The sequence below is a fragment of the Jezberella sp. genome (assembly GCF_964834465.1).
Genome location: NZ_CBAZRM010000017.1, coordinates 21,344 through 46,083 on the forward strand (window position 1 = coordinate 21,344; position 24,740 = coordinate 46,083).

At 50.9% G+C, this 24,740-nt stretch carries 23 protein-coding genes; 19 read left to right on the top strand and 4 right to left on the bottom strand.

Annotated features, from left to right (window positions below; genetic code table 11):
• Positions 1–46 precede the first annotated feature (46 nt).
• Entirely contained in the window at positions 47–985 is a 939-nt protein-coding gene (locus AC1W8Y_RS13220) for a ketopantoate reductase family protein (RefSeq protein WP_482014958.1), read from the top strand.
• Positions 986–1,028: 43 nt separating this feature from the next.
• The gene (locus AC1W8Y_RS13225) at positions 1,029–2,231 is read left to right on the top strand and encodes a M20 aminoacylase family protein (RefSeq protein WP_482014959.1); all 1,203 of its coding nucleotides are present in this window, start codon (positions 1,029–1,031) and stop codon (positions 2,229–2,231) included.
• Here the strand turns inward: AC1W8Y_RS13225 and AC1W8Y_RS13230 are convergent.
• Positions 2,212–3,621: a M20/M25/M40 family metallo-hydrolase gene (locus AC1W8Y_RS13230; RefSeq protein ID WP_482014960.1), complete on the bottom strand. Its 1,410-nt coding sequence runs from the start codon at positions 3,619–3,621 to the stop codon at positions 2,212–2,214. The genes AC1W8Y_RS13225 and AC1W8Y_RS13230 overlap by 20 nt on opposite strands.
• A 136-nt stretch (positions 3,622–3,757) precedes the next feature.
• On the opposite strand from AC1W8Y_RS13230, the gene AC1W8Y_RS13235 reads away from it, so the two are divergent.
• Both AC1W8Y_RS13235 and AC1W8Y_RS13240 read left to right on the top strand, forming a co-directional pair.
• On the top strand, positions 3,758–4,420 hold the full coding sequence (locus tag AC1W8Y_RS13235; RefSeq protein ID WP_482014961.1) for a nitroreductase: 663 nt from the start codon (positions 3,758–3,760) through the stop codon (positions 4,418–4,420).
• Between the two features lie 49 nt (positions 4,421–4,469).
• On the top strand, positions 4,470–5,387 hold the full coding sequence (locus AC1W8Y_RS13240) for a dienelactone hydrolase family protein (protein WP_482014962.1): 918 nt from the start codon (positions 4,470–4,472) through the stop codon (positions 5,385–5,387).
• A gap of 54 nt (positions 5,388–5,441) precedes the next feature.
• Here the strand turns inward: AC1W8Y_RS13240 and AC1W8Y_RS13245 are convergent, their stop codons facing one another.
• Positions 5,442–6,659 carry an LLM class flavin-dependent oxidoreductase gene (locus AC1W8Y_RS13245; RefSeq protein ID WP_482014963.1) on the bottom strand — a complete coding sequence of 406 codons (1,218 nt, stop codon included), beginning with the start codon at positions 6,657–6,659 and terminating at the stop codon, positions 5,442–5,444.
• Between the two features lie 175 nt (positions 6,660–6,834).
• On the opposite strand from AC1W8Y_RS13245, the gene AC1W8Y_RS13250 reads away from it, so the two are divergent.
• The 3 genes from AC1W8Y_RS13250 (at position 6,835) to AC1W8Y_RS13260 (ending at position 9,868) form a co-directional block, all read left to right on the top strand.
• Complete coding sequence (locus AC1W8Y_RS13250; protein WP_482014964.1) at positions 6,835–7,587, top strand: bestrophin-like domain; 753 nt, start codon at positions 6,835–6,837, stop codon at positions 7,585–7,587.
• A gap of 88 nt (positions 7,588–7,675) precedes the next feature.
• Entirely contained in the window at positions 7,676–8,464 is a 789-nt protein-coding gene (locus AC1W8Y_RS13255; protein ID WP_482014965.1) for an enoyl-CoA hydratase/isomerase family protein, read from the top strand.
• Positions 8,465–8,494: 30 nt separating this feature from the next.
• On the top strand, positions 8,495–9,868 hold the full coding sequence (locus AC1W8Y_RS13260; protein ID WP_482014966.1) for an MmgE/PrpD family protein: 1,374 nt from the start codon (positions 8,495–8,497) through the stop codon (positions 9,866–9,868).
• Between the two features lie 8 nt (positions 9,869–9,876).
• On the opposite strand, the gene AC1W8Y_RS13265 is transcribed toward AC1W8Y_RS13260, so the two are convergent.
• Both AC1W8Y_RS13265 and AC1W8Y_RS13270 read right to left on the bottom strand, forming a co-directional pair.
• Positions 9,877–10,749 (bottom strand): energy transducer TonB, encoded by an 873-nt coding sequence (locus AC1W8Y_RS13265; RefSeq protein WP_482014967.1) that lies wholly within the window; start codon positions 10,747–10,749, stop codon positions 9,877–9,879.
• A gap of 47 nt (positions 10,750–10,796) precedes the next feature.
• The gene (locus AC1W8Y_RS13270) at positions 10,797–12,101 is read right to left on the bottom strand and encodes an HD-GYP domain-containing protein (RefSeq protein ID WP_482014968.1); all 1,305 of its coding nucleotides are present in this window, start codon (positions 12,099–12,101) and stop codon (positions 10,797–10,799) included.
• A 392-nt stretch (positions 12,102–12,493) separates the two neighbouring features.
• Between AC1W8Y_RS13270 and flhD the strand changes: the two genes are divergently transcribed.
• The 12 genes from flhD (at position 12,494) to AC1W8Y_RS13330 (ending at position 24,739) form a co-directional block, all read left to right on the top strand.
• The gene (gene flhD / locus AC1W8Y_RS13275) at positions 12,494–12,826 is read left to right on the top strand and encodes a flagellar transcriptional regulator FlhD (protein WP_482014969.1); all 333 of its coding nucleotides are present in this window, start codon (positions 12,494–12,496) and stop codon (positions 12,824–12,826) included.
• A 49-nt stretch (positions 12,827–12,875) separates the two neighbouring features.
• Entirely contained in the window at positions 12,876–13,454 is a 579-nt protein-coding gene (gene flhC, locus AC1W8Y_RS13280) for a flagellar transcriptional regulator FlhC (RefSeq protein WP_482014995.1), read from the top strand.
• Positions 13,455–13,458: 4 nt separating this feature from the next.
• A complete protein-coding gene (locus AC1W8Y_RS13285; protein WP_482014970.1) occupies positions 13,459–14,226 on the top strand; it encodes an SAM-dependent methyltransferase in 768 nt (255 codons plus the stop codon).
• 157 nt (positions 14,227–14,383) lie between these two features.
• Positions 14,384–15,244, top strand: coding sequence for a flagellar motor stator protein MotA (gene motA, locus AC1W8Y_RS13290; RefSeq protein ID WP_482014971.1), 861 nt, complete (start codon positions 14,384–14,386; stop codon positions 15,242–15,244).
• Positions 15,245–15,274: 30 nt separating this feature from the next.
• Positions 15,275–16,249 (top strand): flagellar motor protein MotB, encoded by a 975-nt coding sequence (motB, locus tag AC1W8Y_RS13295; RefSeq protein ID WP_482014972.1) that lies wholly within the window; start codon positions 15,275–15,277, stop codon positions 16,247–16,249.
• 7 nt (positions 16,250–16,256) lie between these two features.
• Positions 16,257–17,423 (top strand): chemotaxis protein CheA, encoded by a 1,167-nt coding sequence (locus AC1W8Y_RS13300; RefSeq protein ID WP_482014973.1) that lies wholly within the window; start codon positions 16,257–16,259, stop codon positions 17,421–17,423.
• 71 nt (positions 17,424–17,494) lie between these two features.
• Complete coding sequence (locus AC1W8Y_RS13305) at positions 17,495–19,144, top strand: methyl-accepting chemotaxis protein (RefSeq protein ID WP_482014974.1); 1,650 nt, start codon at positions 17,495–17,497, stop codon at positions 19,142–19,144.
• Positions 19,145–19,252: 108 nt separating this feature from the next.
• A complete protein-coding gene (locus tag AC1W8Y_RS13310; RefSeq protein ID WP_482014975.1) occupies positions 19,253–19,654 on the top strand; it encodes a response regulator in 402 nt (133 codons plus the stop codon).
• 169 nt (positions 19,655–19,823) lie between these two features.
• Positions 19,824–20,984 carry a flagellar biosynthesis protein FlhB gene (gene flhB, locus AC1W8Y_RS13315; protein ID WP_482014976.1) on the top strand — a complete coding sequence of 387 codons (1,161 nt, stop codon included), beginning with the start codon at positions 19,824–19,826 and terminating at the stop codon, positions 20,982–20,984.
• Positions 20,981–23,056 carry a flagellar biosynthesis protein FlhA gene (flhA, locus tag AC1W8Y_RS13320; RefSeq protein ID WP_482014977.1) on the top strand — a complete coding sequence of 692 codons (2,076 nt, stop codon included), beginning with the start codon at positions 20,981–20,983 and terminating at the stop codon, positions 23,054–23,056. The genes flhB and flhA overlap by 4 nt, the downstream gene beginning before the upstream one ends.
• A complete protein-coding gene (gene flhF, locus AC1W8Y_RS13325; RefSeq protein WP_482014978.1) occupies positions 23,053–24,231 on the top strand; it encodes a flagellar biosynthesis GTPase FlhF in 1,179 nt (392 codons plus the stop codon). The genes flhA and flhF overlap by 4 nt, the downstream gene beginning before the upstream one ends.
• Complete coding sequence (locus AC1W8Y_RS13330) at positions 24,224–24,739, top strand: P-loop NTPase family protein (protein WP_482014979.1); 516 nt, start codon at positions 24,224–24,226, stop codon at positions 24,737–24,739. The genes flhF and AC1W8Y_RS13330 overlap by 8 nt, the downstream gene beginning before the upstream one ends.
• Position 24,740: the final 1 nt, after the last annotated feature.

A 24,740-nucleotide genomic window follows, 5' to 3' on the forward strand; every position in this document is an offset into this window, starting at 1 on the left:
TTTGACGACTATCGTCGCTCAATCCAACCACTTAAAAGTGCAAAACATGAAACATCCCAATATTGTTGTGATGGGTGCTGGTGCAGTCGGTTGTTTTTTCGGCGGCATGCTGGCGCGCGCCGGCCACGACGTCACCTTGATTGCCAGACCAGACCATGTCCAAGCCATCAATCGCGATGGGTTGTACATGGATTGCCTGTCGTTCAAAGAGCACGTCACGATTAAAGCGACAGACCGTCTTGAGGCCATCGCGCAAGCGGACATCATCTTGTTTTGCGTCAAGTCGCCAGATACGGGCAAGACAATCGAAGCCATCAAACCATTTCTCAAACCCACAGTCATCCTGCTCAGCCTACAGAACGGTGTCGACAACTGCCACCGAATTCGTGCGCTAACCGATCACGCCGTTTACCCAGCCGTGGTCTATGTGGCGACTGCCATGGCTGGGCCAGGTCACCTCAAACATCATGGCAGAGGCGAGCTGGTGATTGGCCACTGGGAGCCCGAAGGCAGCAGAAAGGATCAGAGCACTCAAGAACTGACCGCAGTCTCCCAACTTTTCGACGCCTCAGGCGTCCCCTGCGCGATCTCGATCGACGTGCGTTATGAGCTTTGGTACAAATTTCTGGTCAATTGCTGCTTCAACGGCATCTCGGCGATCGGCCAGATCAGGTATGGCGACATGGTTCAAGTTGAATCGGTCCGCAACTTGATTGATGCCTTGGGCCACGAAGTCGTCGTCATCGCTCGACACGAGGGGATTGCCCTGACCGATGCCGAGGCTCACCGAGTCATCGACCAAATCCCTAAGACCATGGCAACCCAAAAATCATCCACCGGCCAAGATATTGCCCGTCGAAAGCCAACTGAAATTGATTACCTGAATGGCTTTATTGTTAAAAAAGCAAAGCATTACGGCATTGAAACGCCTGCGAATCAAGCCGTCTACGCACTCGTCAAAATGATTGAACAGTACAACACTTGAGTATGATGTTGGTGTTGGAACTAACACCACAAGAAGGATTGCCATGCTAGCGCGCGCTGATATCACTCCCTACTTGGGTAGCCTGTTGAAATTTCGACGGGATATTCATGCACACCCTGAGCTCAAGTTCGAAGAAGTCCGGACTGCAGATCAGATCGCCCATTACCTCGCGTCTTTAGGGCTACAGGTGCATCGAGGGTTGGGTAAAACAGGTCTGGTGGCAAGCCTCAAGGGCAAAGGACCCAACGCGAGCGACGCAAGCCACGCGCTTGCACTCAGAGCAGACATGGATGCCTTGCCCATTGTTGAAAAAAACAGTTTTGATCACGCGAGCAAAAACATCGGCCGAATGCATGCCTGCGGACACGACGGCCACACAGCGATGTTGCTAGGCGGGGCCACCCTGCTAAGCAAGAATCCGGATTTTAATGGCACCGTCCACTTCATCTTCCAGCCAGGCGAAGAAGGTGGTGCCGGGGCACAGAAAATGATCGAAGACGGTCTATTTGAGAAATTCCCCGTCAAAGCAGTTTTCGCACTGCACAACTGGCCGCCCTTACCCAGTGGGCAAATGGCGGTGCGTGTTGGTCCCATCATGGCAGCAACCGATAAGATCGAGATCACCATTTGCGGCAAAGGGGGTCACGCCGCTCAACCACACTCGACCATCGATCCTATCCCCGTCGCCTGTGCATTGGTGATGCAGCTACAAACGTTGGTCTCTCGCACGGTCAATCCTCTGGATAGCGCTGTTTTGACGATTGCTCAAATTGAAGCGGGTACTGCAGTCAACATCATTCCGTTTGAAGCCAAAATTTCCGGCACGCTTCGCACCTTGGGTACTGAAACCCAGACTCATTTGCTGAAGGCCATTGAGCGCATGAGCAATCATGTCGCTGCTGCGCACGGCACGACCGCAAAGGTCGAGCTGACCAAAGGCTATCCTTGCACCGACAATCACCGTGATGAAGCCCACTTCATGGCTGAGATCATGGCAGAGTGTGTGGGCAAAGAAAATGCATTTCCCGATGTCTTGCCAGCCATGACCGGGGAAGACTTCAGCTTCATGTTGTTGAAAGTGCCCGGTGCCTACGGGTTCATCGGCAATGGGTTGAACGGCCTGCCGGGCATCAATTTGCATACCGCTGAATACGATTTTAACGATGACAACCTGACCATCGGATCACAATTCTGGGATCGTCTGGCCAGGCGCTGGTTTGAGAAACTTACTGTGCAAACTGCTTGATCATCTGATACATGAACTCACGCCCGTCGTACAAACGTTTTTGTTCGACGCGTTCGTCGAGCCCATGAGAACGGGAGTCGCTGGGCTCGAAAAAGATACCGGACACGCCGTACATGGACATTCCTGCGTTACGCATGAAACGGCTATCCGTAGCACCTGTACTCATGAACGGGACAACGGTGGCGCCTGGCCACATTTTTTGCGTCAACCCTTCAATGACATCCACCACATCTTTACGAAGCGGTGATGGAGGACTTGCCAAAGGCGGGTTGACGGCTTTCATGTTGATACGGTCATTGCCAAGCAATTTGCGCAACGCCGCATCAACCGCTGTAGGATCATCGTGAGGCAAGATGCGGCAATTCACCGTCGCTTTTGCAGTTTGCGGTAAGGCGTTATCAGCGTGGCCCGCGTTAATTCGAGTGACAACGCAAGTTGTTCGGAGTGTGGCGTTATAGAGCGCCACCTTAGATAGACGATCGACGGCTTGCTGACTGGGCTTGCCCGCTGCCACGGCCAGCATGTCCTCTTTAACTTGGCCTGTTTCAAATTTGGCACTGCGCTCAAAGTAGACTTTAGTGACCTCAGCCAACTTGACCGGAAACTTGTATTCACCGATCCGGGTCAACGCGGCTGTCAGTGGGTAGGCGGGATTGTTCGGGGTCGGTAAGGAGCTGTGTCCACCGACATCCTTAACCTCAAGCTCATAAGTGGTATACATTTTTTCAGCCACTTGTACCCGCTGCAGAATAGGCTTTCCGTTGTTGAGCTGCCCTCCCCCCCCTTCGTTGATACCAAAATCGGCGGTGATCAGCTCAGGATGATTTTTAATCAACCACCAGGCACCATTGGTCGGGACATCACCTAGTTCTTCATCAGACGTTAAAGCGAGAATAATATCCCGCTTAGGGGCGAACCCTTCGCGCTTGAGTTGCCCCAGAATGGACACAAAGGCTGAAGCCATAGCCTTATCATCCACTGCGGCTCTTGCGGTGAAATAGCCGCCGTCTTCCTGCAGGACAAACGGGTCGGTTTTCCAGTCTTCTCTTTTTGCCTCGACTGCATCGACGTGTGCCAGCAACAGAATGGGCTTTTTGCTGCCGTCACCTTTCAGTCTCAGCACAAGATTCCCTTTGCGCGGAAAAGGCTCAAATATCTGGACATCCGCTTCACCAAAACCGTCTTCAACTAAATACTTTTTCATGGCAACGACAGCTTTCGTGTTGTCACCCACAGAGTTGGAGGTATTGATGTTGACGAGCTCTTTGTAGATATCGTGAAAACGTTGTTGCTCTGGTGTTAACGCAATAGCAGTTTGAGCTGACGCAACAAGAGCGATGCCTGTCAGAGCAAAGGCCAAAGCAGTTCGGTGAAAGGGATTCGTGACCAAGGTGTCTCCTTTTTTTTATAAAAATAGGTGAAATTGCTGAAACAGAATACTGCATCTCTGAAGACTGACCCAAACCTTATGCTAAAAACAGTAAAAATCTAAACAGGCCTCAACGCCAAGCCCAGGAGCAAATACAGTGGAGCTCATCGAAGGACTCGAAACCCGCCGCAGCGTCCGAGGTTTTAAATCAACACCAGTCTCACCCGAACTACTTAGAAAAATGCTTCATGCTGCCAATCGAAGCCCTTCTTACACCAACAGTCAGCCGTGGGAAGTCGCGGTCATAACGGGCCAGAAGCGTGACCTGTTGAGCAAAAAGCTGTACGACCTTGCGGCGGCAAATACCCCAGCAACCCCCGACGAACCATCACCCAAAGGCTGGCCCGAGGCAATTGCTCAGCGAACCAAAACCCACGGGGCCAACCGCTTTGCAGCGCTTGGGGTCGGTCGCGATGACACGGTCAAACGGGAAGAATTACGGTTAATTAATTTCAAATTTTTTAACGCGCCGGTTGCCATGCTTATTTTTATGGACGCATCACTGGGCCCTTGGTCAACACTGGATATGGGTATCTTCATACAGAGTTTGACCCTGGCTGCGCATGGCCTCGGCTTGGGTGCGTGCCTGCAAGCATCCTTATCTTACTACCCTGACGCAGCCCGCGAACTCCTTGAAATCCCCAATACCAAGAAGCTGATCTGCGGCGTTTCAATTGGTTATCCGGATATGGATGCACCTCTTAATATCTATCGCAGCGCTAGAAAAGAAGTGGATGACTTTACCCTTTGGTACGACTAAATTTACCAAGAGTAAAACACGCTGAACAAGCTATATAAAAGGATAAAACATGAGACAAATTCATGCTGTCGTGGCTACGATGCTTATAGTGCTCGGCTCGAACTTACTTATCACTAGTACCCAAGCTCAAACGATCCCAGCAGGGATTCCTTCAAGGATAGAAGTTCACGCCTTGCCAAGCGTCACGCTGGAAAACGACGAATTTCTGACCGGAAGCAGCAAAGGTAAGCCTGTCACACTGGCGGGCGAATTGCGTTTACCCGTCCGCACTGCAGCCAAATTTCCAGCGGTGGTTTTAGTTCATGGTAGCGGTGGCGTAGGGGGTGCAATGGATATGTGGATCCATCATCTGAATCAGGCGGGGATTGCGACCTTTGTGGTCGACACCTTCAGCGGTCGAGGCATTGTCAGTACTGTCCAAGATCAGACCCAACTCGGTAGCCTCGCCATGATGGTGGATGCCTACAAGTCGCTCGACCTGCTGGCCACACACCCCCGCATTGATGCTAAACACATTTACGTCATGGGATTTTCTAAAGGTGCCGTTGCTTCCATATTTTCAGCGTCCACTCGCTTCAAGCAAATGTATGGGGGTCAGGCCCAGTTTGCGGGGCATATTGGGCTCTACACACCATGCAACACCCGTTACATCGGTGATACTGAGGTCACCGGTGCCCCCATGCGCTTATTTCATGGCATCACGGATGACTACGTCAACAGCGATCATAGCTATGACGGCCCACTCACCCCAAAGCGCCTCGAAATCGCCAAAGCACAGAGCACACGGAATTGTAAATTTATTGAGGATAAGCCTGGCAACATCGTGAACGAGGCCTCAAAGCTCTCGTTCAGTTACTCAGATCCTTGTATCGCCATGGGTGCGCATGTTGGCTACAACCAAAAATCAACGGAAGAGACGATCAAAGCTGTCCTGGGTTTCATCAAGGCAACAGCAAGCAAGACGTAACGTCGGGCAAGGGGGCTTTAGCGCCCCTTGCCGGATACGCCCGCTCACGACCAATTATGGCCTGCTGGGTGTCTCTTCAAGCGGTGCACTGCCAGTATGCAGATTCAAGCGCATATGGTTGGGTACCTCTTGTCCGACGTCTGTAAATGCCTTGCGCAACGCCCCCATACTCGGACCGAGAATTCCGCTTCGGTTTGCGCTTAACCATTCACGCGAATCTCTTAAGGTATTCAGACTTCCCTGAAATCTCGGCATGACCCAGCGCGCAAACAACTCGTAACTGCGCAGCGTCTGCTCGCGTGTTGCCCATTCGTGAGATCTAAACAAAACCGCACCTGCGCCACCACCCGTGAATGTCAACAAACGTTCGATGCCCGCTGCAACTGTGTCGGGTGAACCGACCAAGGTCGTGCCTGCAGCCAGCCCGTCACCCAGCGGATTCTCACTTCGCATGGGCGGACGCCCAAGTGTCTCACTAAAATAGCTCAGCGTTTCAAGGCGCTCGCCATGTTTGACCTCTCTGATGGCTTGCTCATCGTCTTTTGCTACATGCAGGTTGATCACCAGACGCCAATTATCACGACTCATGGTTTTGCCATGTTTGGCCGCCTCAGCCTCGCCCAGCTGCCACTGCTCGGCAAGCTTTTGCGGGCCACCGGGCAAGGCCGCGCCGAGCGACAGCAAGCCAACACCATATTTGCCAGCCGTTAACACACCCGAAGGCGTTGTCGCGCTCGCGACCGCAATCGGGAATCCCCCTTTTGTGTAAGGCGCGAGGTGAAGCCGTGCATCACGCAACTCGAACCAGTCAGTTTTGAGCGTCAAGGGCTCTTGACCGTCGAGCAAATGCATGATGGCACCCAGCGACTCATCCATCCGGCGACGTTGATGGTCAGCGTCGATACCCATCATGTAGGCATCTGAGACCAGCGCACCGGGCCCACACCCAAGCATGGCTCGACCGCGCGTCATATGATCCAGTTGAACAAAGCGTTGAGCAACCAAAAACGGGTGGTGATAAGGCAGGCTAGTCACACCTGAGCCCAGCATAATGTGCCGAGTGCGCTCAGCTGCAGCGGCGATGAAAATCTCGGGTGAGGCAATGGTTTCCCAACCGCCAGAATGGTGCTCACCAATCCAAGCTTCATCGTAGCCAAGCTGATCCAGCCACTGAATCAGTTCCAGGTTACGCTGAAATCCCAGTGTCGGGTTATCGCCCAGACGGTGAAAGGGCGCCAGAAAAATCCCAAACCTCAGCCCTGCATGCGACATACTAGTCTCCTCTTTTTTACGTTTTATTTTCTGATGGACGCTCTTTCGCTCAAAGAATCGTCCACGTATTAAGCTTTGTAGCTACTTTTCACCGTCAGAGCAACACAAACTACGCTGGCGATACACATTTTTAGACGTATATTGTTCGAACATTTTTTAAATAGAACTCGCCACGATGCCGCAGCTGATCGATTCACCCCGTCTTGTGTTTGTTATTACCTTTGTTTGCCTATGTATGGCGATGTGGTGGGGCGCAACCACACTCGCCTCTGCACGCCGATCACTCGAAGGGGCAAGAAGCAATCTCGGGGTGATACAGACGACCACGCTGACCTTACTCGTCTTGATTATCAGCTTTTCTTTTTCGATGGCGCTAGAGCGATACGACGCTAGAAAAAACCTTGAAGAAGGTGAAGCCAATGCGATCGGCACCGAGCTACTGAGGGCAGACTTGTTGCCCGCCACCACCTCACAGAACGTTAAGCAATTACTGAAGCAATACACCGATTTGCGCATTGCCTTTTACACCGAACGTGACGACACCCAGTTAGCGAAAATTGCGCAGTCAACGACGGCAATTCAACAGAAACTTTGGATCGATATCCTGGCACTGGCCCAAAACCAACCTACGCCCATCACCGCTTTGGCCGTATCCGGGATGAATGATGTGTTCAATTCGCAGGGATACACACACGCGGCTTGGTCCAACAGAATCCCAATCGTGGCTTGGTTTCTGCTGTTTGCAGTTGCTCTCTGTGGTGCGGTCATTCTTGGCTTAGGGGCTCGTCATTTCAAAGCCCACTGGAAACTCTTTCTCGTGATTCCGTTCATCGTTTCGCTGTCATTTTTTTTAATCGCGGATATCGATAGTCCAAGGCACGGCATCATTCTGGTCATCCCTCAAAATCTGATTTCACTGTTTAACTAACCCCTGTCTCTCGTACGATTGCCCTGTGAACAAAAAAGGCACGCGCCCGAGCGCTTATCAATAAACCACTTAATCAGAGGACTCACGCGTGACTGATCAATTAATTTTCGATGTCAGAGAAAAAATTGCAACTATCCGGCTCAATAGACCCGAGAAGTACAACGCGTTTACTCAAGAGATGTTGATCGCTTGGGCAAACGCGCTAGAAGCTTGTGCCGCACGCGAGGATATTCACGTCATTGTGTTGACCGGTACAGGCAAGGGATTCTGCTCTGGGGGTGATGTTGGCAATATGAATAATCGGACAGAAGATAGTGCCTATCAAAGACGTCGTTTTCTATCGGACTACGTGCATCGGATCCCGACGCTGCTTGAATCTATCGACAAGCCTCTGATTGTGGCGGTCAATGGCGTTGCAACAGGGGCTGGCATGGATATGGCATTGATGGGGGACATCCGTATTGCTGCTCGTAGTGCCCGCTTTGCCGAGACGTATATCAAGGTCGGTCTGTTTGCCGGTGATGGCGGTACCTGGTTTCTACCGCGTCTGGTGGGTTTGCCCAAAGCACTTGAATTATTTTGGACGGCTCGATTTGTTGAAGCCGACGAAGCCGAAAAACTTGGTTTGGTGAACAAAGTGGTCGATGATGATCAGCTGATGACAACGACCTATGAAATGGCAGCGCAAATCGCGGCACAGCCGCAAGTTGCGGTCAGAATGATGAAACGCGCTGCACGGCAAAGTGAGCGTGTCGACTTGCGAACGCATTTAGACATGGCCGCGTCACACATGTCGGCGATGTACTCAACCGAGGACCATCGAGAGGCCGTCGCTGCATTTGTTGACAAACGCCCCGCCGTGCTTAAAGGTCACTAGCTTCATACTTAGTCGAAAAGAGATCCTGTGATGAGCGACTCCCCTACTCTGCTTGAGCGTTTTGCCGAGTTCTTCTGTCAAATCAAGTTTGACGATCTACCTCAGCCCGTGGTGCAGAAAACAAAAATGCTGACGCTTGATCTGGTCGGTGTCATGATCGCCGGTCTGAAGATGGATTTTCCGGGCATGATGATTGACTATCTTGCGGGCTTAAAAGGGATTGAGGAGGCGACGCTGTTTGGGACCTCACACAAGGTACCCGCCATCCACGCCGCGCTTGGCAATGGGATCAGCGCCCATGCGCTCGATATGGATGATGGCTATAGGCATGGCGGCGTGCATGCGGGGGTCGCAGTCATCCCAGCCGCACTGGCCTACGCCGAATCTCGACAACTCAGCGGCAAAGCGCTAATACTCGCCATTGCAATGGGATACGAGATAACGAACCGCTTGGCTAAAGCGATGAATCCTTCGCATTTGAATCGCGGATTTCACACCACCGGTACCTTGGGCGTCTTGGGCGCAACGGTGGCGTGCGGCGTCCTGGCAGAGTTGAATCCTTCTCAAATGGCCAACGCACTTGGTATCTCAGCACTACAGGGTGCTGGTTTGCTTGAGATCTTGCACCATGGATCGATGGTAAAGCCTTTGCACCCCGGCAAAGCTGCGATGGCAGGCATTCTTTCCGTTGAGATGGCCCTGCGAGGTGCAGTCGGGCCCACGACGGCGCTGGAGGGTTCGAAAGGGCTATTCAAGGCAATGGCCGATGACGTCCAAATCGATCGCCTGTTCGATGGCCTAGGCACTGAGTTTTATATTATGGATCAGTACGTCAAATTGCACGCCGCTTGCCGGCATATCCATCCAGCTATTGACGGATTGCTATCAGTGATGGCCAACCATCAGCTAAGTTTTCAACACATCGACAGGGTCATGGTTGCAACCTATCCCGTTGCCGTCAGTTTTTGCGGCACTGCAGGGCGCCCCGACACCGTGGAAGGCGCAAAATTCAGCATCCCCTATTCGACTGCCATGGCGGCTTTTTATGGCGACGCGAGCGAGGACAGGTATCGTCATTCTGTCTTGCAGAATCCTGAGATTCTTCAACTCGCGAACAACATTCAATGGTCAACGGATGAGCGCTGGGCACTGAGCTATCCGCGTGAGCGGGGTGCGACGATGACCATCATGACTAAACAGGGCCAGTCATATGGGATCGAAGTACCGCTTGCCAAAGGCGAGCCAGAAAACCCTGCCTCTGACGAGGATTTCTTTGCAAAATTCAAGCAAAATAGTAGCGACTACGCTCATGAGCTGACAATAAAGATTCTCGACATCACGGTTGCACTTGATGAGCATCCCGCCATACGTCTGACGCAGGCGATAGGACAATTAACCGCCTAGCTCGTGACCTACTGGCTCTTCAGATCGAATTTGACGCCGATTTGTACGCGCTCAGAAACAGGCTTTCCGCCTCGAATCGCTGGCGTAAAAAGCCAAGTCATGGCCGTGGTTAACGCTGACTGGTCTAGCGCTTGAACGCCGCTGGTTCTAGCCAACTCTGCTCGATTGACCAAACCATCAGATCCGATATCCAAGTTCATCACGACGATCCCTTCCTGTTTGGCTCGCAGCGCGGCGTGGGGATAAGGCGGTTTACCATTCTTAAGGGGCTTTGGCCCCCTGTCATCCCCGGTCGTTGGGGCACTCGCTGCTGATTGGCTTTGAGTATTGAGGCCGTTTGAATTCGTCATAGGCCCATTCGTTGACCCAGATGGTTTGTTGACGTCGATGGCGCTGTCTTGCGGTGCGGACGGTTTGACTGATTTATCGATGACCTCTCGTTTGGTACGAACAGGTATTGGCTTTGGCTTGACAGGCGGGCTCTCAAGTTTTCTGGGGGTTGCTACTTCGACTGGTTTTTCTTCTGCCGGTAACGCGCGGCTGTCGTCAAATGGATGAGCAACTTCCTCGGCGGGCGAAGTGCTCGCGACCTGAGCAGCATCGGTGGCACTCGCTTGAGTCGCTTGTCGCGAAACAGCTGCCTCTACATTGACATCATTGTCTTGCATGGCGGTCGAACCCCAGGGGATCAAATCAACTTCGGCAGTCACCACGCTTGTGTCAGCCAGATGGACACGCCCCATGCCAGACAAAGCGATAGCGGCGGCGTGAACCACCACTGCCAACGCTAACCACGCATAGGCCTGCCCTGATGAGTTTCGACGCCGATTGACGTAACTAGGGGTTTGCGCGACGACAGCGTCGCTCTCATTGACGAACATTCATTCACTCAAGTACCGGCAGATAAAACCACAAACCCGTCAACGAGCTAGTCTTTTAATCGCTCTGCAATGATTCGCATTTTTGGCTCAGCACGCACAAATGCTTCTACCACTGCCGGATCATACTTGATGCCGCTCAAACTCGTGATTTCATCGATGGCTTGGTCGTACTTCCAGTAGCCGATGTCTTTGGAGATCGACGTCAGGCTGTCGTATGCATCAATGACGGCGAGAATTCGCGCCCCAATCGGGATTGCTTCGCCAGAGAGCCCTCGCGGATAACCCAGACCATCCCATGTTTCATGATGGCTACTGATGAGTTCGAGCGCTTCATTCAAAAGTTCAGTTGCGCCAGGGCTTGATCGCATGACCGAAGAAATCACCGACTCACCGATCGGGACGTGCGCCTTCATGATCTCTTGGTCGGTATCACTCAAAATTCTATTTTTCTGCATCACGTAATCTGGCAAACCCATCTTACCGATATCGTGCAAGGGGATCACATCGATCAAATTGGCTAATCGATGGGCGTTCAAAGCGTCAAGGTGCAGGTTCATTTCCCTGAGTTCGGCAGCGATCGGGGGCACATATTGTTGCAACCGTTCAATCTGCCCCGCTGACCCATGATCTCTCGCCAGCGCCAGCGTGTTCAAACCATCGATAATTTGGTGCTTCAAGCTGGTGTTCTGCTCGATTTCAGAGGTAAGCCTGTTATTCGCCAAGAGGTCGAAGCGCATCATGATGTAACAAATATGTCGGAACATCAGTTGTGTAAAGACTAGCGTCACAAACCAATAATTAAGCGTGTTTTGATCTGGCGCAAATGCAAAGTTAACAGCAGGAAGTGCGCAGATTCGTGCCACCCAGATCACGCATCCAATGAGGCCTGCCAACCCCAGTAGTTTTACAAACCGAGTCTGCGTCGAATCTGCGAGCGAGAACATGGCTAGAAATGCCCAAGCATTCACCACCGCAAAGACAGAGCCTGCCAGCACCGGCATCCACTCGACGTAATCGAGCTTCCAGAGCAGGCAAACCGCCAAACCAGCAACGAGCGACATCAACAAATGCCAGCTCACCGCTCCCGCTTTCTTGTTTAAAAGCGAACGCACCGAATAGACGTAGAAAAACTGGTTGTAGATGAGTAAAAAATTAACGAGTGCGATGCGAATCAGACTACCCGTGGAGTCTGCTGTGATGACCAGCAAGGCGCCACAGGCATAGAGCAGCGAACCGACGATCCACAATAGCGTCGATCTATCTTGCCGTAGCTTGAAAGACAGCAGCAATGCAATGACAACAACCAAATGCAATGCAATCGACAGAGGGTAGAGGGAGGAGACAGAAAACAATCGAAAATCCTAGGCAGGCATCATCCACATTTCTAAATATAACTGAGCGCATAGGTATTTCATTTATCCGACAACAGCCCTCGCAAATTAAGCGATTTTTGTGGTTTTTTTTACAACTTTTACGTCAACTCTAACGGCAGGGCGTCGAAAAACTTTAGGTGATTTGTGTAAAAAAATATATTAAAGCTTTACTGTTAAAGTGATTTATTAAGTAAATATCTATTATATTTCAACTAGTTAACATATGATGTAAGTAAAACACTTACAACATTAAAGATGAAAACGCCACAGCAAAAACGGCTTTTACCTTATTTTTTATTCTTAGCATGCAGTCAATAATGCACTCGTGGGACAAATTTTGTTCAACTATTCCTTAATGAGTGAGTACTGCCATGAACCAAATCGATCAAATGCAAGAACAAATGATGGCTGAAATCAGAGATGCCAATCTGAACTATTTGATTTTGGCTCAACAAATGATTCGTACCGATAAAGCCTCTGCGATCTATCGACTCGGCGTCAGCAAAGACATCGCTGATATGCTCGATACACTAAGCAACGCTCAGCTGATCAAGCTGGCAAGCTCAAGTGTCATGTTGACTCGCTTCAGATACGACGATGCCACCATTTTGGGCATGCTTACCCATCACAACAAAGGGTACGCTCAAGCCATGGCGCACAGTGCTATTTTGATGGCGGGTCAGGCGGTTGAAGCAGTAGCCTAATTACAACAGTCTAAACCGAGTTTGAATCATGACCCATACCGCTTCGGCAATAAAACAAAAAACAGTGGTCGGCGAGGCCGAGCAACTGCAGCTGGCGATTCGATTGATCAATCTGGGCGCCAGACTGCAATTGCTTGAGTCGCAGACGTCGTTATCGCGCGAGCGTTTGACCAAACTTTACAAAGAGCTAAAGGGCATGTCGCCACCGAAAGGTATGTTGCCGTTTTCAACCGATTGGTTTCTAACTTGGTTGCCCAACATCCATTCGTCTTTGTTTTTAAACATTTATAACTTTCTGATCGCCAATGCTGGCATCGACGGCATTGAAGCACTTGCCAAAGCGTATGAACTGTACCTCGAACAAGCCCGCGAACTAGAGAACGCGCCTGAGTTTCAATCCAGCGACGAGCCGGTGCTAAGCTTGATTCGCGCCTGGACACTCGTTCGGTTTGTCGAGAATAAACTATTGAAAATGGAAAACTGCTCGAGATGCAGCGGTCATTTCATCGTCAACCCCTACGATTTGCACAATAACTTTCTATGTAACTTGTGTCATATCCCGTCGCGTGCGGGTAAGTATCAAAAAAATAAAAAGCCTGCCTTGACAGACGATTCGATCGACGCTTGATCCCATGCGTTGGTGGAAGACACCTGCGAGTAAATCGCTCGCCATTCAATTCGTTAGTGCGCTCACGCTCTGGCTGATCCACATGATCAGTCAGTTTGTCCCCCATACAGACACGATCATCCATCCTGTGGTTTGGGTGTTGGCTCAAAGTAGCTTAGCGCTGCTCATTTCCCAGCGAGCGCTTCAAGAAACCTGGTGGCTGGCGATTCATTTCATCTTTCCGTTTGCCGTGTATTTGATGCTGCAACTAGAGATCTCCAATCACCTCTATTTAGTCGCGTTTGTCCTATGCTTAGGATTATTCTGGAGCAGCGTCGGTAACCGTGTGCCCTACTACCCATCAAGGCAACTTGTTTGGGATGAGGTGTTGAGTCTACTGCCGCAAGACAAACCCGTCAGAATGATAGACATCGGCAGCGGTCTGGGCGGATTGGTCATGACTGCCGCGCGCAAGTACCCACAGCTCTCGGTCACAGGCATCGAAACCGCACCGTTGATCTGGGCCTACAGTGTGCTGCGCGCGAAGCTGACGCGTTCGCGTGCCCAGTTTCTCTTAGGTAACTACGAAAACCTTGATCTTGGTCATTACGACTTTATCTTCGCCTACCTCTCCCCTGCTGCCATGCCCGCCTTGATGACAAAATGTGATTTAGAAATGCAACGCGGCGCCGTATTCATTAGTCATGAGTTTCCGTTTCCAGACATAACACCCACCATGCTGTTGGATCACGGCGGTGCAACAAAACCAAGCTATGTTTACAGAATGTCATGAAAAGAGCTGAAGCGACTCAGTTCATCAGCAGAAATAAGTGTTATCACGTGTCAATATCCAGATAAAATCCGTGAAATTGGTCTTGATCGCTCAATACACGTTCGGGTTAAACCAGTAACCTGAGCTCCTCAACTGCTCATTAAGTAAAGGGTTCACGGTGTTTGTCATCATAGGTTACGTCGCCGTCTGTGCGAGTGTGTTTGGTGGATTTGTGCTGGCGGGTGGTCATATTGCGGCCCTGTGGCAGCCACTAGAATTGCTGATGATTGGCGGTGCCGCGTTGGGTGCTTTCATTGTCGGCAACGAAATGAAAGCGATTAAGGCAACGGTCGCTGCGCTGCCGACGTTGTTCAAGGGATCAAAATACACCAAACAACTCTATATTGATTTGTTATCAATGATGTTTGAGTTATTGAGCAAGGTTCGCAAAGACGGCATGATGTCGCTTGAGAAAGATGTTGACGGACCAGACGATAGTCCTCTTTTTTCGCGTTACCCAACGATCCTGAAAGATCATCACTTAATGGAATTCATTTGTGATTATCTGCGGCTGATGCTGACAGGTAATCTGGATCCGTTTCAAGTCGAAAATTTAATGGACGTGGAAATTGATACCCATCACCAAGAAGGGCACATCCCTATTCACTGTATCGCTAAGATAGGTGATGGTTTACCTGCTTTCGGTATTGTTGCCGCTGTGATGGGTGTCGTCCACACGATGGAGTCCGTGGGTGTCCCGCCCTCTGAACTCGGTGAGATGATCGCGCATGCGCTTGTCGGCACCTTTCTCGGCATTCTGCTTGCCTATGGTTTTGTCGGGCCGCTCTCTTCCTTGCTCGAGCAAAAGCTGGCTGAATCCAGCAAAATTTATCAGGTCACCAAAGTGGTGCTGCTGGCACACATGCAGGGCTATGCACCGACCATCGCCGTTGAATTTGGCCGCAAGGTGCTGAACTCGACCGAAAGACCAAGCTTCAGTGAACTCGAAGAACACATTCGCCTCACGAAGACAAAATAATGACAACTGATGCGCTGACCTCGTTCAATCATGGCTGACAGCGAAGCACCCCGCCCGATTATCGTCAAACGAATCAAGAAATCTGATGGCGGCCATCACGGTGGTGCGTGGAAGATCGCTTACGCAGACTTCGTAACCGCCATGATGGCGTTCTTTCTTTTAATGTGGTTGCTGGGTTCGACGACGTCCGGCGATTTGAACGGTATCGCCGAATATTTCAAAACCCCATTACGAGTGGCAATGGCTGGCGGATCCGGTGCGGGGGCTAGCGACAGCATCATTAATGGCGGTGGTAAAGATCTCACTCAAAAGTCTGCTCAGGTCCGAAAGACGCGTGAGAAGGTTGAGAAGAAAGAGCGTCGTAACCCAAGAGTTGTCGACTTGGACGCTGCGACCAAAAGAAACATGGCTAAAGAGCTGCAAGAGCTCAAAAAGCTGATGGCTAATATACAAGCTGAAATCGATGCGAATCCGCATCTTGGTCAATATAAAAACCAGTTGAGTTTGAACATCACGGCTGACGGCTTGCGAATTCAGATTGTTGACGAGAAAAACCGGCCGATGTTCGCGGTCTCTCGAAGCGAACTTGAGCCCTATGCGAAAGTGATTTTGCGTGACTTGGGCACGATGTTGACCGGCATCCCCAATAAAATCATGATTTCAGGCCACACGGATGCATTGCCCTACCCCAATGGCAATAAAGCGTATAGCAACTGGGAGCTCTCTGCCGAACGAGCCAATGCGGCAAGACGGGAACTCGTCGCCGCTGGCCTACCCGAATCCAGTTTGATTCAAGTGATTGGCCTTTCATCGGCAATCCCTTATGACAAAAAAGATCCGCTTAATCCGATTAATCGGCGGATCGCAATTACTGTCTTTAATAAGGCGGCCGAAGAGCGTATCACCAAAGAGATGGAATCTAACCCCGTCTCTAAATCCAAAGAGGCCGAGACGTTGCTGAATGATCTAAAAGAGGACGACAATCGGTCTGCCGCGAAGCCATGAATGGAAGATGAGTGAAACACGACGCCTGTTCTTCGCAGAAGCCCAAGATCTGTTGGCACAAGTTCAAACGTTAGCTGCCACACTCACCGACGACGAGCCGTCGAAACCCAATTTAAACCGAATTTTTCGATACATCCATTCGATCAAGGGTGGTGCCGCGGCGTTTGGGTTTAAACAAGCAGCCGAAATTGCCCATCGATTAGAAGATTTACTGGCCCAACTGCGCCGCGAGTCGGTCACCATTGAGCAAAATCACGTTGACCTTATTCTTCAAGCCAAAGAACATCTTGCAGCGGTGTTGTTTCACAACCAATCAGGCACTACCGTTGAGCGATCAGGCTTGCATCCTATGATTGCCAAACTCGACGCAAGTGCCGAACAGGTCAAGCCGCCCCCCTCACCTGCACCGACGTGCTATCAAATCGAGCTGGTCAACCCTGAACAGTTTAAGCACTGGGCAGATTTGCAGGTTCAACTGTCTGCTCTGGGTCAGATAGCGGTAAAAAAAGCCACGCACGAACATCGGATCTTCACACTCAGCACCACCACTGACAAAAAAGGCATCTTGGCGGTCTGCTCCTTTATCGTCGATCCAAAAGATATCGTCATCAGGGTAGCACCCCTCTCGATGGGCGAGCTGTTGGCTCATTTTCCTGCGATGATCGACGAACTGAATCAGCAGCTTGGGAAATCAGCCGTACTCATCAGATACGGCGATGATATTGAGATTGACAAAGATCTCGCGAAGCACTTATTGCTGCCCATCACCCATATCGTGCGCAATTGCATGGCACATGGGATCGAATCACCCGCGCGGCGCAAACTGGCAGGAAAACCCGATCAAGGTCGGCTAACGATCACCAGCGCGATAATTGGTAGTAACCTATCTATCCGCATTGCGGACAATGGCGAAGGCTTGAACCGAGAGCGTATTCTCACGCAAGCGTATGCACTTGGCCTGCCGTTACAGGACGACGACACCGACGAAAGCGTTTGGCAGGTGTTATTTGATCCACGATTTTCAACGGCGGCGGAAACATCAACATTAGCGGGCCGAGGGGTAGGTTTGGATATTGTAAAAACGGCGTTACACGAACTGGACGGACAGATTCAAATCACTTCACGGCTTGGTGTTGGCACAACAATGACACTGCTCGTACCCGTGAATGTTTAAATACGTGTCACTAACCTGCAATTCGAAAAAAATAACTTAATCGCATAATCTATAAGGAGTGACTGCGATCCATGGCTGTCAAATTTAATGCCCAGGCCCGTCTCAATATGCTGGCAACGCTGTGCCTCATCACCATCATCGCTATCGGTGGATTTGCCACATACTTAACGCGTACCAATGTCGAATTGCTGAAGGCGAATCACAATGGTGACACGGCTCAGGCGGTCCTCATCAGCAACATTGCAGCCAAGGCGGCTGAATCAACAGTCATCCTGCAGACGACGTCAAGTTACTTTACGGCCACTGCGCCTAACGGAATGCAGAACACCCGTGCCGGCAGCCTGCCTTTCGCAGAGGAACTGATCAGTCGACTACAAAAGAATGTCGAAACGACCAGGGGGCTGTGGGCGCAATTAGCCAAAACCATCCAGGACGGCGAGATTAAGGCAAAGGTTGAAAAAGCGGCGCAAGAGTATATTGATCTGACGAACTCATCCGCCATACCAACCGCCAACGCACTGGTCGCCGACAACAACACAAGCGCAACGAGCCTGATTGAGCGCTTGATGAAACAACAGGATCAATACAGCCAGCAGGTAAAAGAGCTTCAACAGACCGTCTTTGAGGCGCTCAAAATCTCTCAAACAGCCATTGATCAAGATAATCAACGAAACCTTTATCTGGCCGTTTGCCTAGCAGCCATCATCACCATCGTGATTGCCGTGTTTTTGTTAATGAGTCGTCTGCTAACGGTCTACCGAGGAAAAATCGACTCAGCGGTCAAAGCCAAGTTGACCGACGCAGACCTCTTCAAGCCACAAGCACCGCCCATTGAACCCCCAGTCGCCCAACCAAGTGTCATCGTCTCGCACCCAGAGATCGTGCAGCAGCTCTATAGCAAGATGAATGGTTCAATCAAATTGGTATCGACGGTGAATATCGAGCTGATGGAGCTTAATCAAGAGCAAAAGTCGTTGACCAACAAAGTGCTCGAAGCCTTGCCGCAACTGAAACAGTACCTGGGCGAGGCAGAGAATAATGCCACGCACATGCAAGCGTTTGGCACTGAAGTATCTGGTGTCGCACGGTCGAGCGATGTATCGCTCAAAGATATGCAAAGTTTGCTCAGTCAGATTACCGAAGACGCGCGAAAAATGGATTCGCTCGCCAGCGCCATTGATGCGATCTCGTTGCAATCGGACATGCTGGCTTTTAACGCCACCCTCGAAGCCGCAAAAGCAGGGGACTTTGGCCGCGCCTTCTCAGTGATCGCCAGCGAGGTCCGGCTACTGGCACAAAAATCCATGACAGCGACCCAGGATTTAAAGTCAGTGATTCACGACATCAGCCATCGGTCAAGCGCTCATGTTGAACGGATGAATGAGGCTCAAACGTCGCTCGGCCGCTTGACCGAACGATCGGACGAGTTCGTCACGGCAGCCTCCGCACAGTTAGCGACCCAGCTCAGTGAAATGGAAACACTTGAGTTTGCAGAGCTGGCTTACAAACGCATTGAGCAATCCATCGATAAGCAGTTACAGCTGTTCAAAGACATCAACGGGGCCTTAGGTATTGACGATCCAGCAGCGCCCGAGGCTGCCACAACGTCAATGATGACAAGCGCACAACCCGCGAAAGACCTGGTGCCCCCATTGACCAAACCGCCGTCGAATATGTCACCAACGAACAACAAAAATGATTCGGATTGGGCGCTCTTTTAAACCAATCACTGTGATGGATTGAACGATCAATCTCAACATCAGTGAATAATCACCTAGAATATTGCGAAACAGTGATCTGTCTAACGTCTAACAAAGTGCAGCCGCCCCATGTCTGAGAGAACGCGATACTCGAATACCCGATTTTTAATCGCGGACGACTTTTTGACCATGCGACGTATTATCCGAAACCTATTAAAGGAAAACGGATACACCAACGTAGAAGAAGCCGATGACGGCGCAGCAGCTGTGCAAAAAGTTAGGCAGGCTAATTTTGACTTTGTCATTGCTGACTTGAATATGCCTAACATGGACGGGCTCAGTCTTTTAACTGCGATCAGGTCCGACTCACGCACAGAAAACCTGCCTGTGCTGATCATTGCGGCAGAAGCTAACAAAGAAAATATCGTTGCGGCAGCAGAAGGCCGGGCTAATGGCTACATCGTCAAGCCCTTTACCGGCGCGACATTGACAGACAAAATCATCCAGATTTTGGACAAAATAAACAAGTAGTTCAGTAATTCAGTGCCCACCAGCCCAGAGAATTTTCATATTAACGGTTGATTCTCGGAAATCTTGAGCGAAAAGGGGGGATTAGTACCCCTTATTCCTTCGATTCAAACGCCTGCTTCTAGCGCAAACTGCCTTCTAATAGCAATCCACCTCGTTCTTGGGGCTAGCCGTGGCTGAAGACAGTGATTTAGAACGTTCCGAACAGGCGAGTCAAACCCGCCTCGATAAGGCACGCGAAGAGGGTGATGTTCCCCGGTCGCGTGACCTGTCCACGTTCGTCACGCTCATTTGTGCTGCAACGGGCCTCGCCATTTTTGGTAGCCAAATGTGTCACGCGATCGAGCAAACCCTCACCAGCAGCCTGACTTTCGACAAATCTGCTTTATTTGACACCACCATCCCACTCAATCAAATGGCGATCAAAATTGCCGACTTGTTGTTGGCCTTTGCCCCCTTTGCACTCATGATGCTGATTGCCGCACTGGCCTGTCCTCTGCTCATCGGCGGATGGAACGTCAGCGCGACCCATTTGACGCCAAATTTTGGTCGACTCAACCCCTTTGAGGGTTTGAAGAATATGGTGTCCCAGCGCTCATTGGTTGAGCTCGTGAAATCGATTCTCAAAACACTCGTCGTCGGCGTGATCGCGTATCTGGTGATTTCCAAGGACTTTCCGATTCTGTTGACCCTGTCGAGCTTGGCGGTCGACGAAGGCGTGATGAAGACAAAAAGCCTTCTGCTGGACGGTTTCTTTTTTGTTGTTTCCGGGATTGCACTGATTGCCATGATCGATGCTCCCTACCAGATGTTTGCCTACGCTCAAAAGCTCAAGATGTCCAAAGAAGAGCTCACTCGAGAATCCAAAGAGCAGAACGGAAATCCTCAAATCAAGGCTCGCATCAGAAGACAACAGCGTGAGATGGCTCGCCGGCGCATGATGTCTGAAATACCCAACGCAGACGTCATCATCACGAACCCAACCCACTATGCGGTTGCCATTCGGTATGACGACCAAACGATGCAAGCACCTCGTGTGGTCGCGATGGGTGCCGATGAAATGGCCCTTAGAATTCGCGCCATTGCCCGCGAGCACGAAGTTCTCATCATGGAGTCACCGAAACTTGCGCGTGCGCTCTTTACACACACTGAGCTGGGCGATGAAATCCCTGCTGCCCTTTATATCGCTGTCGCTGAAATCCTCGCCTACGTGTTCCAGTTACGCAACTTCCGTCCTGGCTTTGGCGCTTATCCAGTTGCGCCCGGCTATGTGGATGTGCCAGATGAGCTTGACCCCCTGCTGGCTAGTCTGGATCAAGGACGTGCATCATGAACTTCACCTTGCCAGCCTGGCTAGCCGGGATCAACACCAAGTCCATCGCTGCGCCGATGATCATTGTCCTTTTGTTGGCAATGATGGTTCTGCCCTTGCCAGCCATTGCACTGGACATCTTGTTTACCTTCAATATCGCACTATCCATTCTGGTGCTGTTGATCGGTTTGCAAACGTCTAAACCGCTGGACTTTCTGGCGTTTCCAACGGTATTGCTGGTCACCACCATGTTGCGGCTATCGCTCAACGTTGCGTCAACACGCGTAGTCCTGACCAATGGTCACAGCGGCGCGGCTGCCGCAGGTAAAGTGATCGAATCATTTGGTCACTTCCTGATTGGCGGCAACTACGCGGTTGGTATCGTGGTGTTTGTGATCTTGACGATCATCAATTTCACCGTCGTCACCAAGGGTGCTGGTCGAATTGCAGAAGTGGGCGCGCGTTTTACGTTGGACGCGATGCCTGGCAAACAAATGGCGATCGACGCTGACTTGAATGCAGGCATTATCAATCAAGATCAAGCTCGTATCCGTCGCTCAGAGGTCGGGCAAGAGGCAGAGTTCTACGGTGCCATGGACGGTGCAAGTAAGTACGTTCGCGGAGATGCGGTAGCCGGCATCATGATCACGATCATCAATATCGTCGGTGGGTTGATTGTCGGCATCGTCCAGCACGACATGGCTTTCATGGATGCGGTCAAAACCTTCACCTTATTGGCAATTGGCGACGGACTCGTCGCTCAGATCCCTTCGTTGGTGATCTCGATTGCAGCGGGTGTCGTGGTCTCGCGCGTCGCCAATGAACAAGACTTAGGTAGCCAGCTGGGCACACAACTGTTTGCCAATCCCAAAGTGTTGAACGTCACGGCAGGCATTATTGGTGGCATGGGCGCTATCCCCGGCATGCCGCATCTGGCGTTCTTCATGCTGGCGGGTCTGTTTGCGAGCATGGCTTATCTCTTGAAACGAACCGCTGACAAGAAGACAAACGAAGTGGCTCCGGCTAGCACTGAGCCCTCTAAAGATGCGCTGGAAGCCTCGTGGGATGACATTACAGCCGTCGATATTCTGAGTCTTGAAGTTGGTTTCCGACTAGTGCCCTTGGTTGATGTCAGACAAAATGGTGAATTGATCAATAAGATCAAAGGATTACGTAAGAAGTTTGCGCAGACAGTGGGCTTTCTTACCCCTTCGGTTCACATCAGTGACAACCTCGAGTTAAAACCCACAGGGTATGCGATAAAAATTCGCGGTGTCACCATGGGCGTTGGTGAATCCCATTACGGTCAAATGCTTGCCATCAATCCTGGCATGGTAACCGGTGACATACAGGGTATGCACACCCGCGATCCGGCCTTTGGTTTACCTGCTGTTTGGATTGACCCCCAACAAACTGACGACGCACAGAAAATGGGCTATACGGTGGTCGATGCCAGTACCGTGGTTGCAACTCACCTTAACCACATTGTCGGCATGAACGCCGCTGAATTGCTGGGTCGTCAAGAGGTTCAGCAACTGCTTGATTTACTCGCAAAAGACTCACCCAAGTTGGTCGAGGATTTTGTGCCGAAAGTGGTACCGCTGGGTGTATTCGTACAAATCCTTCAAAATCTGCTGGTTGAAGGCGTACCCATCCGAGATCTCAGAACGATTGTCGAGACGATTTGTGAGGTAGCACCACAAGTGCAAGATCCTGACATCATCACCGCACGCGTTCGAGTCCGTCTGGGTCGTGCAATCGTTCAACAGCTCTTCCCCGATGGCAATGAAATGTCTGTGATTTCTCTTGAACCTAACCTCGAAAAACTGCTGATGCAGTCGGTGCAGATGGGCAACCAGGGCAACGGGATTGAACCCGGTTTAGCCCAAAGTATCTCGCGCCAAGCCGTCGATGCTAGTCAGCGCCAAGAGCAAATGGGTCATAGCCCTGTCTTGATTGTGCCAGCTGCCATCAGACAAACGCTGGCGCGCTACTTGCGCAGGGTCAGTCCGAATTTACGAGTACTCGCTCACGAAGAGTTACCCGAAACAAAAACGATACGCGTGAACAACTTAATAGGTAGAACCGCATGAACGTCAAAAAATTCTATGCACCCCGGGCGCGCGAAGCTTTGAACATGGTTCGCGGCGAATTTGGCGATGAAGCCGAGATCATCTCTAATCAAATCGTGAATGGTTGGGTTGAAATTACCGCGAAGGGGCCTGAGTTGTCCGATGGACCCACCAGCTTGGACAACGAATCACAACCGCCTTCCTTTGCGCCGCCTAGCAATGATTCTGAAATCAGCCTCATGCGCGTTCTCGATGAAATTCGTGAATTGAGAACCACCTTTGACTCTCGATTGAAAGAGCTCAGCTGGACCCACGCCAGACCCTCGATCACTAGACACGAAGCGTGCCTGAAAAAGACATTGGCCGCAGGGTTTTCAGACGATTTGGCGAATCGCTTGATTGCAAAGCTGCCAGACGACTTTACCGACGCTCAGGCAGTTGCCCAAGCTCGCCATATTCTCGCGAAAAACCTCAACGTGGCGCAGAATGAGGATGAGCTACTCAAACCTGGTAGCGCCGTTGCCCTATTAGGGCCGACTGGCGTAGGAAAAACCACCAGCATCGCCAAGATTGCTGCCCGTTTTGCCATGAAACATGGGGTAGAAAAGCTTGCGCTGATCACCACCGACTACTACAGAGTGGGTGCTGTCGAACAGCTCAGAGTCTACGCCAAGATTTTCGGCATCGACGTTCATCCCGTCAAGGATCTCGGTGAGCTGCAGCAAACCCTGAGGCGTTTGGGCCCCAACAAAACCGTCTTGATCGACACCCCAGGCCTGAATCAGAGAGATCCCCGCGTGCATGTCCAGCTTGCCATGCTCGCTGGGACTGACAGGCACATTCAAAAACTGTTGTGCCTGAATGCTGCCACGCATTTCGACACCTCACACGATGTGGTCAACGTGTATAAAACCAAAATGATCGACGGCTGCATCATTACCAAAGTCGACGAGGCGGTCACCCTGGGCTCATCGCTCAATGTCGTGATGCAGCACAAACTAAAGGTCTACTACCTGACGACGGGACAACGTGTCCCTGAGGATATTGAGCTTGTCGATAGCGAAAATCTCTTTAAAAAGGTGCTGAAAGACGAGTACGACAGCTTTAAGTCTTTCGACGAGAAAGAGAAACAACCGATGGTTGCAACCGTCAACACCGTTGTCAACAAGCAACAAAGGGTGAGCATCCATGCTTAATACCGTCGTTGAAATGGACCAAGCTGACGGCCTTCGGCAGCTCATGTTGAATCGATCCAAACGCTATATTTCCGTCAGCATCCCAGGTTCGGATTTTGATCGACACAAAGTGTTTGGTTTAGTCCGTCAAGCAATGAACCTACGCGATGTTGATGAGGTTTCTGAGGCGTTGCTCACCGACATCCAAACGTTTGATACGTCATCAGCCGAAATTATTATTTGCGTCAACCACACGCCCCGATCGATCACCGAGGCTTACGGTATTATTAAAACTTTACGAGCGAACGCGGATTATCTGTCTGTCGGGATATTTGTTCTGGCGCATAATCCGAACCAATCAACTAAGATTTTTCAGAATATACGACAAGTGGCGTCTGCCAACCTGGATGTTGAAATCAACCTGATCGGTCACGCGACGATTCAGGCTGTCATCAATCAACGGGTCTTTTCGGCTCACGCTGCATACACCAGTCGACGTCTGAGCAATCAAGACGCTTTAGTCAATTGAG